The 16514-nt window shown below is 36.0% G+C and carries 15 protein-coding genes and 1 riboswitch; of the genes, 9 read left to right on the plus strand and 6 right to left on the minus strand.

Going from position 1 to position 16514, the window contains the following annotated elements; genetic code table 11:
• Positions 1-242: 242 nt before the first annotated feature.
• Positions 243-1178 (plus strand): S66 peptidase family protein, encoded by a 936-nt coding sequence (locus J2S08_RS20525; RefSeq protein ID WP_307232892.1) that lies wholly within the window; start codon positions 243-245, stop codon positions 1176-1178.
• Between the two features lie 46 nt (positions 1179-1224).
• On the opposite strand, the gene J2S08_RS20530 is transcribed toward J2S08_RS20525, so the two are convergent.
• Positions 1225-2094, minus strand: a complete 870-nt coding sequence (locus J2S08_RS20530; protein WP_307232893.1) for a tetratricopeptide repeat protein — start codon at positions 2092-2094, stop codon at positions 1225-1227.
• Positions 2095-2104: 10 nt separating this feature from the next.
• Positions 2105-3052 (minus strand): ATP-binding protein, encoded by a 948-nt coding sequence (locus tag J2S08_RS20535; RefSeq protein ID WP_307232895.1) that lies wholly within the window; start codon positions 3050-3052, stop codon positions 2105-2107.
• A gap of 391 nt (positions 3053-3443) precedes the next feature.
• Between J2S08_RS20535 and J2S08_RS20540 the strand changes: the two genes are divergently transcribed.
• The 6 genes from J2S08_RS20540 to J2S08_RS20565 all read left to right on the plus strand — a co-directional run bounded on the left by J2S08_RS20540 (position 3444) and on the right by J2S08_RS20565 (position 10342).
• Complete coding sequence (locus tag J2S08_RS20540) at positions 3444-4403, plus strand: LacI family DNA-binding transcriptional regulator (RefSeq protein ID WP_307232897.1); 960 nt, start codon at positions 3444-3446, stop codon at positions 4401-4403.
• A 71-nt stretch (positions 4404-4474) separates the two neighbouring features.
• Positions 4475-5098, plus strand: a complete 624-nt coding sequence (locus tag J2S08_RS20545; protein ID WP_307232898.1) for an HAD family hydrolase — start codon at positions 4475-4477, stop codon at positions 5096-5098.
• Between the two features lie 292 nt (positions 5099-5390).
• Positions 5391-5497: riboswitch (TPP riboswitch) on the plus strand.
• Positions 5498-5634: 137 nt separating this feature from the next.
• Positions 5635-6327 (plus strand): thiaminase II, encoded by a 693-nt coding sequence (gene tenA, locus J2S08_RS20550; RefSeq protein ID WP_307232900.1) that lies wholly within the window; start codon positions 5635-5637, stop codon positions 6325-6327.
• A gap of 274 nt (positions 6328-6601) precedes the next feature.
• On the plus strand, positions 6602-8146 hold the full coding sequence (locus J2S08_RS20555; RefSeq protein ID WP_307232902.1) for a spore germination protein: 1545 nt from the start codon (positions 6602-6604) through the stop codon (positions 8144-8146).
• Positions 8127-9233 carry a GerAB/ArcD/ProY family transporter gene (locus tag J2S08_RS20560; RefSeq protein ID WP_307232904.1) on the plus strand — a complete coding sequence of 369 codons (1107 nt, stop codon included), beginning with the start codon at positions 8127-8129 and terminating at the stop codon, positions 9231-9233. The genes J2S08_RS20555 and J2S08_RS20560 overlap by 20 nt, the downstream gene beginning before the upstream one ends.
• On the plus strand, positions 9230-10342 hold the full coding sequence (locus J2S08_RS20565) for a Ger(x)C family spore germination protein (RefSeq protein WP_307232905.1): 1113 nt from the start codon (positions 9230-9232) through the stop codon (positions 10340-10342). Before J2S08_RS20560 ends, J2S08_RS20565 begins: the two co-directional genes overlap by 4 nt.
• Before the next feature lie 84 nt (positions 10343-10426).
• Here the strand turns inward: J2S08_RS20565 and J2S08_RS20570 are convergent, their stop codons facing one another.
• Both J2S08_RS20570 and J2S08_RS20575 read right to left on the minus strand, forming a co-directional pair.
• A complete protein-coding gene (locus tag J2S08_RS20570) occupies positions 10427-10933 on the minus strand; it encodes an AAA family ATPase (protein WP_307232907.1) in 507 nt (168 codons plus the stop codon).
• A 259-nt stretch (positions 10934-11192) separates the two neighbouring features.
• On the minus strand, positions 11193-11783 hold the full coding sequence (locus J2S08_RS20575) for a hypothetical protein (protein WP_307232909.1): 591 nt from the start codon (positions 11781-11783) through the stop codon (positions 11193-11195).
• 435 nt (positions 11784-12218) lie between these two features.
• Here J2S08_RS20575 and J2S08_RS20580 point away from each other — a divergent pair, with 435 nt between their 5' ends.
• Together J2S08_RS20580 and J2S08_RS20585 are read left to right on the plus strand one after the other, a co-directional pair.
• Positions 12219-13637 carry an MFS transporter gene (locus tag J2S08_RS20580; RefSeq protein WP_307232911.1) on the plus strand — a complete coding sequence of 473 codons (1419 nt, stop codon included), beginning with the start codon at positions 12219-12221 and terminating at the stop codon, positions 13635-13637.
• 437 nt (positions 13638-14074) lie between these two features.
• The gene (locus tag J2S08_RS20585) at positions 14075-14530 is read left to right on the plus strand and encodes a MarR family winged helix-turn-helix transcriptional regulator (RefSeq protein ID WP_307232913.1); all 456 of its coding nucleotides are present in this window, start codon (positions 14075-14077) and stop codon (positions 14528-14530) included.
• 158 nt (positions 14531-14688) lie between these two features.
• On the opposite strand, the gene J2S08_RS20590 is transcribed toward J2S08_RS20585, so the two are convergent.
• Both J2S08_RS20590 and J2S08_RS20595 read right to left on the minus strand, forming a co-directional pair.
• Entirely contained in the window at positions 14689-15507 is an 819-nt protein-coding gene (locus J2S08_RS20590) for a nucleotidyltransferase domain-containing protein (RefSeq protein ID WP_307232915.1), read from the minus strand.
• A 71-nt stretch (positions 15508-15578) separates the two neighbouring features.
• Positions 15579-16031 (minus strand): aminoacyl-tRNA deacylase, encoded by a 453-nt coding sequence (locus tag J2S08_RS20595; protein WP_307232917.1) that lies wholly within the window; start codon positions 16029-16031, stop codon positions 15579-15581.
• Between the last annotated feature and the right edge of the window lie 483 nt (positions 16032-16514).

The following is a 16514-nucleotide window of genomic DNA, read 5'->3' on the forward strand; positions in this document are numbered from 1 at the left end:
TCTCCTTTCATTATTAAGGTATGCAATTAAGCGGAAAGTTGAAATGGACAAACTATCTGATGTATAGGACTATTTTACATCAACGTTTTTACGGTCAAATGACGATATAGTGATATGTTGATAGGAGTCATACGAGGGGAGCTACAAAATAAAGTGACGATTCTTAAAAAAGAGCTTCATAAAAAGAAAGATGATTTTAATAAAATAAGGTAGTGGATAAAAGAAAAAAAGGGGGCATATTCTTGAAAAAAGGGAAGAGGTTGCAATTGGGAGATACGATTGGCATCACAGCGCCTGCAAGTCCCACAAAAATCGAACTAGTGTTAAAGGCTGTGAAAGCTGTAGAAGCGCTTGGTTTTCGTGTAAGGTTAGGAGAAACTTGCTTGCTCAATGATGGCGGTTATGTTGCTGGCAAGCCTGAAGATCGTGCGGAAGAATTGACTAACATGTTTCAAGATCCAGAGATCGATGCTATTATGTGTATGCGCGGCGGATATGGATCACCGCAAATATTAGATGCACTTGATTATGACAGCATTGTACATCATCCAAAATTGTTTATTGGCTATAGCGATATTACTGCACTTCATATCGCGCTTTTACAGCGTGCGAACTTGGCAACTGTACATGGCCCAATGGCAGCTTCAGAGCTTAGCAGAGATATGTCGTCGTATACGATTAATAGCTTGCAAAAAACAATCATGACCTCAGCGCCAATTGGGAAGCTAGTGAATCCTATTGGAGAAGACATTATCTGTCTTGTGGAAGGTGAAGCATGTGGAGAGATCGTCGGCGGCAATCTTTGCCTTATTTCTGACTTGATGGGAACTCCTTATGAATTGGATACAAGAGGAAAGCTATTATTCTTAGAGGATATTGGTGAAGAGCCGTATCGAATTGATCGGATGTTGACACAACTAGCGTTAGCAGGGAAATTTGCCGATCCTTCTGGTATTATTCTAGGCACTTGGACAGATTGTCAATCTAGATTATATCCTGCTGGCAGTGATGTACTGCAAGTATGTAAAAATATCATTGTGCCATTTCAAAAGCCAACTATTTACAACTTGCAAGCTGGCCACTGCAACTCTCCTTTATCTCTCCCCCTTGGAGTAAAAGCAACATTGTATGCAGAGAGAAAAGAATTAATCATCGAAGAAAGTGTTGTGGAAGGATAATAGTGAATACAGGTGGGAATCATATTCCCACCTGTAAAATATATCGTTAATTTTTCCTGAAACTCCAGCCAAATACTTTCACATGAACAATAAGCTTTGAAGACCAGTACGACAATACATATAAGAAAATAAAGACAAAAATAAGCGGTTTATAGATCAGCCAAGCAATAATCCAAATAATAACCATTACAACAATTGTCGATGTTTTTGTATTGGTTGGCGGCACAAAAATACGATAAAACCAATATTGTTTTTGCAGAGCATCTAAATAATTTTCACGAATTTGCTCATTTGTTGGATGAAGGCGAATGGCATTTTTTAAGTATTCCCTTGAAAGCTCTAATTCGCCTCGATAGTCTGCAGCCCATGCGCAATATAAGAATACATATTCATTCTCGACACTGTTTTTTAACGCCTGTGCTTCACATTCTCTTGATTCTTCATCTCGCTCTTGAATGCTTAGTATATAGCTGTAGATTGATAAATAAAAAGCATTTTCTGGTTCTATTCTCAGTGCCTTTTTAATACTAATCTCAGCTTGTTCGAAATCTTCGTCTCTTATTTCGCCGCAGCACTTTATCATATAAAAGTAATCGTCTTCTGGATATAGACTCAATGCATTTTCAAGTGCTTTAGGAAGTGTTGTCCAATCTTTTATTGCATAGAGAGCCCCTATGTATGTTTGCCATGCAAACCAACTTTCTGGGTCTTTTTTCATCGCTTCATAAACCCAATGCAGCGCTTTCTCACTTTCATTTATATAAAGATATATTTTACCTAATAAAGTATAGCCATCAGCGTCTTCTGGGTATGTACGTATATATTCTTCAACAGCCTTTATAGCCTCATTATAACGATTCAACTCTAATAGTGCTCTTGCTCTTTCATATTGGGCATACTGAAATTCTTCAGCCAATTCCAAACACCTACCTTATTCGATTCTCTTTCATATAATCTAGAACGAATTGGTAATCACCATTGGAATCACTGAAGGTCGCATAATTCTTGGCTGTCGAAAACCATTCTAATGTCGTTGCTTTTCTTTTTTTAGCTGCCTGTTGCAAGTCATCAGTTGTTAACGGCTGCAAATAACCTAATTCAAACGATCTTTCAATGGCCAATTCAATGGCATCATTAACAATTTGAGTCAAATCCGCTCCTGAAAAATGCACTGTTTTTTTCGCTAATTTATCAAGTTGAAGAGAGGTTTGTGGTTTTCCCGCTGTTTTTAGAGACAAAATAAGCTCTCTTTCCTGTTCACTTGGAGGTGGAATAAAAATAAGCTGGTTAAATCGCCCCGGTCTTCGTAATGCAGGATCTAAGTACCAAGGTGTATTTGTTGCGCCAATCACATATACTTCATCATTGAATGATTGCAGGCCATCCAACTCTAATAATAGCTGATTAACAAGCATTCGTTCGTGATGCTGTCTCATATTATGGCGGTTGCCGCCAATGGCATCCAACTCATCAATAAATAATACACAAGGTTTAAGTTCTCTTGCCTTTTCAAAAATATCATGTAAATTATGCTCGCTTTCACCAACATACATAGATAAAATTGCTTGTAGTTCTAGGTGAAGAAAGTTAGCATCAATCTCTCCGGCTATTGCTTTTGCTAAAAATGTTTTCCCGCATCCTGGCGGACCAAACAATAATAAACTCCCGCCAGCTTCTTTGCCATATGCTTTAAAATATTCAGGATTTTGAAGTGGCAAGATAAAGCTCATTTGAATTTTCTTTTTTACCTCATCGAGGCCCCCAACATCTTTAAAAGTTTCTTTCGGCTGCTCTGATTCTATTAACGTATTTTTATTTTTATCAAATTGAATAACTTTTAAATTTTTTCTTTTTTGGTCATTATTTTCAGACATTTGCAACCTCCAATTAATTCAATAATCTATGATGTTTTAAGAAATCTATCATTCTTGTTAAAATAAACCAGCTTCTATTATACATGAACTGTATGAAAAAGATAAGGATAAGAACAATTGACTTCAAATCACAAAAGCAACAATGAATCATTTCATTTTCTCTTCCTTATTACTATCGGCTTTTTGGCACTAAATGCAACATAATATCGCTACTTTTTTCACTAAGAGAGTTATTTTTTTTGTCGCATAAAGATCGTATTAACAAATAATGAAGGTTAGCAAACAAGATGCAAGGTATACCTAGCAATTCGCAAGTGTATCATTTATACGGTATCATTTAGTTAATATAAAGGTGCCGATTGGATCATCGATGTCATTTGTATTTTAGGAGATGATTAGTATAGCGAATATTAGCGATATTGCAAAAATGGCTGGTGTGTCAGTATCGACAGTGTCAAGAGTGTTAAACAATCATAAATATGTGTCAAAAGAAAAAAGAGCTATCGTTCAAAAAATAATAGCTGACATGAATTATACCCCAAACAAAAATGCAATTGATTTAATCCGCGGGGAGACAAGAATGATTGGGGTCATCATTCCTTATAACAATAATCAAGCATTCGATCAAATGTTGCATGGAGTGCTTAATAAGTCTGTTGAGAGGGATTTCTCCATTACAGTCCTTCCTACTAAATATAATAAAGAGAAGGAAATAGAATATTTTTCAATGCTGAAAAATAAATTGCTTGACGGCATCATTATCACTTCCAGATCAAACGATTGGGAAGAGATTGTACCGTTTACGAATGATGGACCAGTGGTCTCCTGTGAGTATACGGAGCACCCTGAAATAGGCTGCTCCTATATAGATAGATATCATTCTTATCTTGAGGTTTTTCAATATCTAAAAAATAAAGGACATATATATGTAGCCTTTACAACAGCTAGAGGGATTGAAAGCATGAGCACACAACAAACAATTGCGGCTTATAAGCAAGTATTCGGAGAACTTCAACCGGAATTTTTCTTATCAGATTGTTATTGTATTGAAGATGGATATCGTGCTGCACAGAAATTGTTGAGTTTACAAACAAAACCTACAGCAATATATGCAAATGGTGACGAGGTTGCAGGTGGGATTTATCAGTACGCACTTTCTATTAACTTAAAAATTCCGGACAATCTAGCTATTATTGGACAAGAAAACCAACCAGTTGGTGTAGCATTAGGTCTTTCTACCGTAGATCATCAATTAATAAAGGTTGGTGAACAGGCTTGCGAACTGATCATAAATAAATCAAGGCAAAAAATAAAGATCCCCTACAAAATGATTCATCGTTTTTCTATTTAAGTATTGACCTGAAATCCATTTCATCTTTTACCATTATTCTAAACAGAATATTTTATGGGAGATGAATTGTAATGTATCATTCTTTTATTTTTGATTTAGATGGGACGATTATTGATTCCGAATTAATCGGACTGCAAGCATTACAAGCAACATTGAAAGAGAAAGGCATCGAAAAAAGTTTAGCTGAACTGCGTTTTTCAATTGGAATTCCAGGTATGAGGACGCTAGAAGTATTAAATATAGCAGATATTTCGACAACACTTGAAACCTGGCTGGAAAAACAGAAACCATTGATGAAAAATGTTCCGTTATTTGAAGGCATCATTGATGTAATTGCTCAACTTCCGAATGTCGGTCTAGTCACATCTCAAACAGCTAAAGAGATGAACTGTGGATTTTATTTGTTAAATATACATCATCACTTTCAAACTATCGTTTGTGCAAGTGATACAGATAAACATAAGCCAAATCCAGAACCATTAGAATTGGCACTGCAGTTGTTGGATTGTGAAGCGAAAGATGCTATTTATATAGGTGATTCTATTTATGATTTGGAATGTGCTAAATCAGCTGGTGTGGATTTTGGTCTCGCTTTATGGGGATCAAAGACCGTGTCTGGATTTGAGAAAGCAGATTACATCTTTGAAACTGCTTACGATATTCTAAAATTGACAAATAAAAAGAGGAAGGAGTAGCAGAAAAAGAAAGTCAAATTAGTAAGCACATTTTCGTTGTTGGATTAACTATTAATGATCGAATTCTGCGTTATTGGGTTCCTTGCTAAAAATAAAATGCATTGTTAGGTTTTTGAAAGTTGATAAACTAATGTCAGTGTAGAGTTGGAAAAGGTGTATAAATGATAGTGCTGGGCAGAGCTCTTTTATAATGAAGTCAAGAAATATAACATAGAATAGTGATAAAGAAGGTTGACTTTAAAAAGAGCCAATGTTACGTTATAACTGATTTTAACGTGCATAGCTGAATATCTTTATCCACTAGGGGAGTCAAATGCGACTGAGACAGAATACTTGAATTCTGGACCCTTTGAACCTGATCTGGTTAATGCCAGCGGAGGAAAGTGGAGATGGTTTTATATAATGATATTTTCTATAAAATCGCTCCATTTTTGGAGCGGTTTTTTTGATGTATACTACTCCAAAAATGATTCAAGCTCCTCTATTGGTATATGTTCATGCTATTGCATGGAAAATGATTACAGGGAGGATTTTATATGTCATTTAGTCAAGAGTTAAGAAAAGAAGCAGCACCGATTTTTGAAGCGATTTTCCAGCACCCATTTGTAAAGGGGATTGGTGCTGGCAAGCTTGACAAAGAACAGCTTATTCACTATATAAAACAGGACTTTGAATATTTAAATGCTTTTATGAAGATTTATGGAACAGCGATTACTAAATGTACGAATCGCCGAGATATTGCATTTTTTAATTCACAAATTTCTTTTATTCTTCACAGTGAAATACACCCACATCACAATTTTTGCGAACAGGCTGGTGTTTCTTATCAAGAACTGCAAGGTTTTCCTTTAGCGCCAACCGCACATCATTATACACAGCATATGTTAGAAGTTGCTCAAAGCGGCACGATGGCTGAAATAATTGCAGTTTTACTTCCATGTCCATGGACATATACCGAAATCGGGGCGAGATTAATAAATGAAGTCAACCCGGATCAAGCGCATCCCTTTTATGAGTGGATTACCTTTTATGGTAAAAATATGGATAATTCAGTTACGAGTAGATTTTGTAAAATGCTGGATACATTAGCTGTTAAAGCAAATAGTGAGGAAAAAACAAACATGAGACGCCATTTTCTATTAAGTTGTCAATTAGAATACATGTTCTGGGATATGGCGTTTAAATTGGAAGATTGGCCTGTAGCACTAAAGGGAGCAAATGCAAATTAAGATTTTTTATCATGTGGTTTTACTTCTTTATAACGATGCAATTGGTGCCGATTAACAAGAGTTGTTGCAACATTTTTAGTAGCCTCCTTGGGGGAACGTAATCATTTAATTTTATGTAAAAGGAGTGATCCATAAATTGGATTACTCCTTTTGTATGCTCCATTAACATTTATGATGCAGCCATCAAGTATTTTGGGATCGGAATTGATGGAATAATTCATTTCATTATAGGGGATATTTTACATATGGAAAATGAGCGGGGAGGGATCATATTATGGGCTTTTTTAAACGGATGTTTAACAATAATAAACATAGTAGCAAGCGTACTCCTAATAAAAGTGATAATCAATCAATAAATACATTTTCTTCGCTTCAAGAAAATATCCAATATATTCAAGAAGCCCTCTTTCATACAGAAGATTTGCAGCAGCGTTCCGTTTTATTTCACGGTATGTCAGGTGTGCTTCTTTTTATCCAACCGTTATGTGATCAGGAGAAAATACGCGAGGAAATATTAAAACCTCTTTCACTAGCAGATGAAGAGAAGATAGAAGATATGATTACTGCTATTCAAACAAAAACAATAATGGATATGGAAAAAGCTGTAGATTTGATGATCGAAGGCTATGCCGTTCTTTTTTTTGAAGGCATAGAAGAATGCTATGCGGTACAAGTTGACGCAATCTATAAGCGAGATGTAAGCGAGCCAAATAATGAAAAAATTGTTCGTGGTTCACACCAAGGTTTTATCGAAAATACGACTGTTAATCTCCAATTGGTTCGTAAATTAATTAAAAATAGAAGCTTAGTCGTTCGACGCTATCAGATCGGGAAAGAAACGAATACGGAAGTATCCATTGCTTATATGCAAAATCTCGCCAACCCGGAATTAATTGAAGAAATAGACCGCCGGATTAAAGATATTAATGCAGATACAATGGTGTCTACAGATTTTGTAGAGGAATATATTGAAGATGAATCATTTTCGCCATTTCCACAAATGCTGCATACGGAAAGGCCAGATCGAGTTGTCGGGAATTTGATGGAAGGAAGAGCAGCTATTTTTGCTGATGGAACTCCAACTGTCTCGATTGTACCAGTGACATTTTTTTCATTTTATCAGTCTACAGATGATTATAATAGCCGTACGATACCAGGTTCGTTTATTCGTCTTATTAGGCTCCTAAGCTTTATCATTGCTATCAATTTGCCCGCCTATTATATTGCAGTCGTGTCCTTTCATAATCAAGTTATTCCAGCTGACTTGTTTTTCCCAGTGAAGGGGAGTGTGGAAGACATACCATATCCGCCTATTTTGGAAGCATTATTTATGGAATTAACGATTGAACTGCTTCGGGAGGCGGGGATTCGGCTGCCAGGACCTGTTGGACAAACGATCGGTATTGTCGGCGGCCTTGTCATTGGCGATGCCGTCGTTAAAGCTGGACTCGTGTCTAATACAATGATAATTGTTGTAGCGTTAACTGCCATTGCTTCCTTTGTAGTACCTTCTCATGATATGAGTACGTCCGTTCGTATACTACGTTTTCCAGTGATGATCTTTGCAGCTTTATTTGGTTTTGTTGGCATCTCATTAAGCATCACTTTTATCGTTATCCATTTGTGCAAATTAGAATCGTTCGGCACCCCTTATCTTGCACCAATGGCGCCATTAAGATTAAAGGATTGGTTTAAAGATGTGATCATCCGCCTCCCATATTGGAAAATAAATGAACGCCCTATAGATGCTCAACCGCAAGAACTTCAGCAAGAGTCCTATTCAAGGGAGTGGCATAAAGATGGCAAACGGAAAAAATAGTATTACACCAGGACAGTTGATGTTTTTAGTCATTCAAACGCAAATAGGAATAGGAGTACTTTATCTCCCATCTGAAGTTCATGATGTTGCGAACGGAGATGCGTGGATCTCCGTTCTAATCTCCGGATTATTTGTGCAGTTTTTTGTTGTGATTATATGGCTTTTAAGTAGAAGATTCCCTTCCGCTAATCTATATGATTACTTGCCAAGACTGTTAGGAAAACTACTAGGAACCATCTTTCATCTTGCTTACATTCTTTTTTTTATCATTGAAGGAAGCTTTATATTAGCTCGATATGGAAACGTGATAGAGGATTGGTTATTAATGGAGACTCCAAGATGGATCATTATTGGATTAATGTGTATTGTCTGTTGGTATTTAGTTCAAGAAAATTTACGGACAATCGCCCGTTTTTTTGTGTTTACTTCTATTTTAATCCTCTTACTGATTGTGATTACTTCTTTTACATACAGTGTCCATGTGAATTTTTTATATATATTCCCGATAGGTTCGGAAGGATGGTTAAATATCTTTAAAGGGTCAAACGAAGCGATGCCTTCTTTGGTCGGTTATGAACTGCTGCTGCTTTGCTATCCATATACACAAGGTAGGAGCGTGGAGAAATTGAAAGCAGTTTCGATTGCCACTGCTTTTTCTTCGCTTTTTTATGTATTTTTAGTGTTTACGAGCTTGGTTATGTTTAGTCCAGAACAAATGAAGCTGTTGCCTCAACCAGTGCTTTATATGGTAAAGGCTTTATCATTTACCTTGATTGAGCGTCCAGACATCTATTTTATTTCGATTTGGAGCTTGATGGCAGCTACTTCCATTATGAGTTACATGTTTATGGCAGCTAAAGGGATTTCTCATCTATATAAGCGCCAGGAAAAATATCGCAAGGCCGTTGTCTATACAGTTATTTTCTTTTTTATCATTGCATTAATCCCACAAGAAGAACAGATGATTAAGACATTTGGAAAGATTAGTACGATAGTTGGATATGTATTTATCTTTGTGATTCCCCTTTTTCTACTTGGCATCTCTATTATCACTCATAAGAAAGAAGCAGGGAGGATAAGTGGATGAGATTTTTTTTATTGTTTTTCGCAGTTGTTTTAGTTTTCCCAATTCTTGCGGGATGTTGGGATCAGGAGCTGCTAAAAGATATACGAATTGTATTTATAACTGGAATTGACTATGCTTCAAATGGCAAGCTAGAAAGTACGTCTTTACTTAGAGATGTAACTAGTTCTGAAGTTGGAAAAGAGGAAACGAATGAGCTTCATACCGTTGTCGGCAGTACGCCGAGAAGAATGGGAGATATTCTGAACATGGAAGTGGGTGGAACCTATTCTACTTCTAAAATGCGTGTCATTTTATTAGGAGAAGAAGTAGCTAAACATGATATTTATCCGATGCTTGATATTTTTTATCGCGATCCAAAAAGTGCATTAAACGCCAAAATTGCTGTTGTAGAAGGAACAGCCCGAGACATCATCAAGATTAAAAAAACAGGCACTCTATTAGTTGGTGATCATATCGAAAAGATGCTGGAAAGTATGGAAAAAGCAACAATCATTCCAGAAATAACGATTCAGACGCTCTGTTCGGTTATGCTGGATCCTGGCGAAGATTTTGCCCTGCCCTATATCATTAATAATAACAACCAGCCTGCTGTTAAAGGCCTTGCTTTATTTCAAAACAAGCATATGACTGGCAAATTAGATAAAGACGATGCTTTGCTCTATTTATTAATGGTAAACAAAAAAAATCATACGGCAAGGATCACTTTAAAAGTTCATGAAGAAAAAGAACCTCATGTAAGAAACTATATTACAATTGATGTCGAAAACTTAAAACGCAAAATGAAAGTTACGGTTAAGGATAATCAAATTAAAGTCAATCTCGATTTGAAATTAAAAATAAATGCGATTGAATATCCAGAAGATGATCTGGATGAAAAAAAGGTAATCAATGATTTGAATGATAAACTATCCAAGATATTAACGAAAAAATCAGAAGACATTATTCAAAAAATGCAGAAAGTAAATCACGATGGTTTTGGGATTGGCAGCCAGCTCATGGCATTTTATCCTGAAACTTGGAAGAAGATAAAGTGGCCTGAGCAATATGCTGAAGTGCAGTTTAACCCTAATGTATCCGTGGAAATTGTGAACCATGGCATTATTAATTAGGTAGTTCATTTCGGCTGCACCATGAAGAACAATAGCCCTGTTATCTTCATGGTGTACCGAATTTGCCTGCGATGTTTAGCATTGTTATTTTTTTTGAATGAAATGCAATAGGTCATTGTTATCTTTTACAATCGAAATCTTATGGCTAAAAGGCGTTAAAAATTCCAACGCTTTTCGTAAATGATGGTGATCAAACTGGTGGTTCCATTTTATTAGCTCGATAAAAGAGCGAAAACTCTCCTTTTTCTGTGTAGGCAGCAAGCGCATTTTTCTCAACATAAATCGCTTTATTATTCTCCAGTCCCTCAAATAAACGTTTGGAGTTAAAATAAAAATATAGTCGGATTGTTTAAAGCTTTCCTGAAGCCAACTATAATAAACACCTTCAATAATCCATGATTCCTGATGAACGATTTGCTGCAGCTGCTGATCTCTTTTTTCTGGAGCATTCTTTATCCCATAATGTGTTGTACGATTGTCCCAAAAAAGTTGATCTAAATCATAGCAATTAATTTGCAAATGTTCGGAAATTTTTTGTGCAATATAGGACTTTCCGCTCCCAGGGCCGCCGATAATATGAATTTTTACCATATACATATACTCCTTTTACATAACGTAAACTAAAAAGCTGATTTTTCCAGCTTATCCATGCACAAGTTATTGCGAAGCTCAAGGTAAAGAGATAAATAAAATGTTGAAGCGCACAATAAAAAGTGTAAGGCATATATTGGAAAAGACGTTGTAAATATATAAAGAAGGGAGAAAAATACAATGTTTGATTTTTTAACGCTTGATCGAACAAAGACCATACAAGTTTATATATGTAAGAGTCTCTGCTCAAATAGATATACTAGCTGAACCCGCTTATTTTCCTAGCAAGATCCAACGCAGATTGAGTAGATGCAATAAGAGACGGCTCTCCTTTTTCTCGTCTTATGCGTAAAGCATTTTCAAAGCAATTCATTGCTTCTTTTCCTTTTTTTAATTCTAAAAGGCATTTTCCTTTATGTTGTAAAGCAAAATCCAAGTATCGAGCTCCTTCTGTATGAACATCGCATTTGTTGATAGCTTGATGAAATAAATACAATGCGCGTTCATGATCATTGTTGTATTTATATGCCTCTCCAAGACGAATAAGAGAAACAATGATTCTAGTATAATGATGATCTTCTTGAACATCATGTAAATTCTGTTCCAAATATCGAATAGCGGTTTGGGGTTTTTCACAAATTCTAAAAAGGTTACCTATTGTTCCATAGAGGAAATATTTTTTGTCTTTATCTAAGTTGGCTAATGCTTGTTCGATGTATGTTTCCGCTTCTGCTAATACTTGTTTCAATTTGAAAGGATCAGTAGTTTTTTCACGTAGATAATCATTATGATCAAAATAAATCGTCTTGTTTATTGCTAGCAGTTTTTCTTTTAAGCTGAAAAATGTCATTTAATTTGCTCCTTTCAATATCATTGCAATATTGCTAGTGCAATGTTGAACAAGAGAGGGTGATAATGTTTGAACGCATCTACGGTATATAGCGTAATGAAAAATGCTTAAATACTAATATTACTACACAATATTCAAATAGAAAATATTGATTATATCATTTTTTTCTAGTATTTCTCTTATAGATATTTTTGACTAAGGTACAAGAACTTGCATCGTAAGGTTCTTATGAGCGGCTGGGCAGCATTGTGGCAATCAATCTATATTGCAGTTAGCAAAAAAAGGTTGACAATCATATTGTATAGCTACTAAACTATATGTAAAGAGAGCGATTTTTTAAAAAATAGTATACAATGCTATCATCTTCACAAGACACTATCATACACATTTGGTTTAGTAACTATACTATACTTCTTATAAGGCGGTGATGATCAAATGAATCAAATTTTATTAACAAAGCAAGTTTCAGAGAAAAAAAATGTTCATTTCATGCTCATTGCTATTTGTATAGGGTCATTTGTTTCGCACTTTACAGCAGGAATTGTAAATGTTTCACTTCCTCATTTAGCAAAAATCTTTCATGTTGGAATTGGTGCAGCTCAATGGATAACGACGGGATATTTGTTTGTCATCGCTGCTTTTCTCCCATTGATGGGGAAATTAGGAGATCAGTATGGTCATCGTCATGTCCATAATCTTGGCTATGCTCTCTTTACAATTAGCTCGGTGCTGGTTGCTTTTTCACCAAATATTTACGTACTGCTTATTTTTAGAATGTTACAAGCAGTCGGGGCTGCAATGTTTCAGGCAACGAATATTGCACTGATTACGATTCATTTTCCCGTGAAAAAGAGAGGACGTGCACTAGGAATTTTAGGTACGGCTGTTGCGTTAGGGGGGATGACCGGTCCTATCGTTGGCGGTTTTATCGCCCAATGGTTTCAATGGCAGTGGTTATTTTTAATCCATGTTCCGGTCATTCTTACAGCAACCTTATTTGCTTATCAATTTATTCCTAAAGAGTTTCCAGAAAAAAGAACAGATCCTTTCGACGGTTTAGGCGCTTTTTTATTTGCCTTATTGATTAGCTTTATCATTTTTGGAGTTTCGAACGGAAATATATGGGGATGGCTATCATCAAAGATGATCATCATCTTTCTTCTAGCAAGTATGACGATGCTTTTGCTTATATGGAGAGAACTGTCTCATTGTTCTCCTTTCTTGCCTTTAAGAGTGCTTTGTAATCGTGCAGTTGCTTCTGGTTTGCTCATTAGCTCTACCTCTTTTATCGTCGCAAATACAATTTTAGTTGTCATGCCTTTTTATTTAACGAGCATAGATGAAATCTCACCTTTGCAAATAGGCTATTTGATGGCAGCTTATCCGCTTGCGCTTGCTTTTAGCGGGCCAATTGCAGGAAATTTATCCGATCGCTACGGTTCTAGAGTCTTTCAATTCTTCGGCTTATGCAGTATGGGAGTCGGATCATTGGTGTTGATGTCCTTTCTCGGTCAGCTATCCATGTTCGGCATCGTTGGGGCGCTCATTTTAATTGGTTTTGGAATGGGTCTGATTACCTCCCCAAATAACAGTTTTATTATGCAGCATGTTCCTTCAGAATTTGTTGGTATGCTAGGAGGAATGATTGCCTTGACACGCAATGTGGGGATGGTTCTAGGTGCTGCATTAGGTCTCGGACTGATGAATGGAGCGACACAAGGTGAAGCATTGATCCTTGATGCATCAATAACCGTTTTTCGTATGAACGTCTTTATCATTGTTGTTAGCCTGATGATATTTTGGTCAAGTATTTTACTCGGTAAACAACAAAAAAGGAAATCGATTTCAAACTAGAAAATAAATAAATTTTCAATCATTATGAACAATTTATTCATTAGACCAGTTAAGTTTGCCTATCCAAATTACTGAATAGGGGTCGCTCTCTTCTCTAGAATAATAAACAATTTTATCCCACATCTAACTGGCAGTGAGACCCCCACCACAAGGATTAGGGTAATCAAGAAGTCTAGGTGTGGGATAACTGAAAGTCAAATATCCGATTGGTTCGGGCCGACAGGATAAGGAAAGTTTCTTGAATCAATCGCACGAAGAAAAAGTGCTCTTCTTTTTCGAGGATGTCGGTCACAAAGGAGTTGCAACAGGGATCTTAGCCTTTGTTCTACTTCTTATCAGTGGGAGATGGGAGAAAACCTCCACTGATGGAAGTTTTACTTTATTTACTGTCATAGTATTTTCTTGACATAAAATGGTTTAATCACTAAACTAAAAATATGAGCGAACAACATTTTTCACGACTAAACAATATAAATACAGGCAGCCAAAAGCTAGGTCGTTTAATTTTACAACTGCAGCGGCTGGAACGCGAACCGCGTTCCTACGGCGCTGCAGGAGTTTTAACTCCAAGTGAAATCCATACGATTGATGCGATTGGTTGTGATGAAGGTGTCTTGATGAGTACTCTTGCTTCTCGTTTAGGTGTAACAAAAGGAGCGGTGACACAGCTTGTTACAAGGCTGGAAAACAAAGGGCTTGTTAAGCGCACCTCACATCCTAATGATTCTAGAGCTGTCATTGTCTCACTAACTGAAAAAGGGAAAGTGGCTTATCATGTTCATGAAGGGTTGCATCAAACGTTCTATGACCAACTCAGTTCTCAATTAACGAAGGAGGAGATCGCTATTTTTGAGAAGTGTGTTGAGAAACTGAGTGAAATATTAAAGAAGTAGAACGAGGAGCGTGAACTACTCACCACTTATCGACCTTGCGGTCTGATTGAAGTGGGAGAATTCTTTTCGGAAATCCAGTTAAAGGGAAGCTTCTTTAGAAGTTTCCCTGCTTGTTTCTATGTTCAAGGATAGACATATCAACCTCTTTAAGAATGCTGCTAAATTGTAGGCTGTTGCTCACTGAAGGATTGGAAATATTTCTTCCTGCATAAATCATGAACAAATAGAATAAATGTAGTACAATCCTTTGCTCTTTTAAACCTTGATTGGTAGAGAGAAGGGGTATTTGGATAATTTCTAATCCGAAGTCCTTCTTTTAAAAGCGGGTGCCATTGCTGAGGGACAATATTCATTACTCTTTCAACTGCATCTTTCTTTGCTAATATTTCTTTATATTCGAGCGTACAAATAATTCTACAAATGGTCAACACTCCAAATTCAACCATCTCATCCGTCAAAAATAGCCACTGTTGCTTAGATTTTTTAAGCCAATAATGATTCATATTATATTTCATATAATCGGTAATATCAGTCCAATTTACATGAATATTCAATTCATTTATCTGAACACCATATAGTTTGATGCCATGATGTTTCAATAACCACCAAGTGACGCCATTGATATCCCAATAGCCAATTTTTATTTTTCCTTCTGAACAATACGGATAAGGCTCTAGGTGTTCATTTGATTTCCCAATGCTATTTTTAGCAACATATATACCGTCCAGTCTCTTAAGAAGAGGATTTGCTTTTAATGCTGAATGCAGCGACTTTAATTTATTTATTTCATGTTTCGTCATTTCTCTTTTTAATATACAGATATAATCAATATCACTTTTTTCCGTTTGATAAGCGCCAAGTGAAATAGATCCATATAAATAAATGCCTAAGATAGTATCTTCTGGCATGTTTGAATGGAGCAATTGCACATATTTTTGTATAAAAGGCGCTATTTCTTTCGGTATTTCCTTCGTCATAAAAACACCTCTATCTTAATAATATCGTTTTCAAATCATAACTTAATGGAAAAAACGAACATCTCCCTATTTTATAGATAATCAAACATTGCTGCAACTGTATTTAGTTCACATAAAGCTTGTGGTTCAATTTTTAATGTATAAGTAGATTTTCCAGTGCCTCCATAAACAAAGGGGTAGTGAAATAAATGCTTGTCAATGATACAAGGAATTGATAGCCCAATGAAAGGGATGCTGCCAACGTCAAATCCTGTTGCATTTTGCGCTTCTTCCCTTGAACACATTCTGATTTTGTTACACTTTAAAATGTCAGCTATTTTTTTAATATTCACCCGGCCGCGGCTTCCAGAAACAATAAGTGCAAAAAAGTCTTTATCTGCTTTAACGATCAATGTTGGAGCAGTTTGCCCTTTATCGATGCCAAAATAGCCGGCTCCGTCCTCAGCAGAAATAATCGGTTTTTCATGATACATCAATTCATATGAAAACGTACTGTTTTCTAACAAGGTCATTAGTGTTTTCATTTGCTCACACCTCTTTATTTCTATCATGACATGACTAAACTCACTTCTCATTGTCTTCATTTTCATATTGGCTGGCCTGCTTCATAGTCCTTCTTTTTTTATTCAAATGACATAAGGTTTGGTGACCAAACTTCCATTCGCTTTTCAGAAATTTGGGTAAAAACAGCTTTAGGGAGATAAATTACTTTCAATGTGGAACTGAAATTTTTCTCGTTAAGTACTTTTTAAGTGGTGAATAGTTCAGCAATCCCTTGTCTCACATATTCATTTTTGATAAGGTAAAATAAGTAAAAGAAGTTATTCTCTTGAAGGATGTCGACTTATGAACAGCTCTACATATAAAAGCTACCTAAGTACTTGACATGTAGCAACAAACACAATATAAGGAGGTGAAACAACAGTTAAAATTAGTTTATAAAAGTGTATAAAACCTCTTTATTTTATTATAAACTTTGTTTTACAATAAAACAAAGAGGTGATGTA

It is taken from the genome of Bacillus chungangensis, assembly GCF_030812995.1.
Taxonomy (GTDB): Bacteria; Bacillota; Bacilli; order Bacillales; family Bacillaceae_C; genus Bacillus_CF; species Bacillus_CF chungangensis.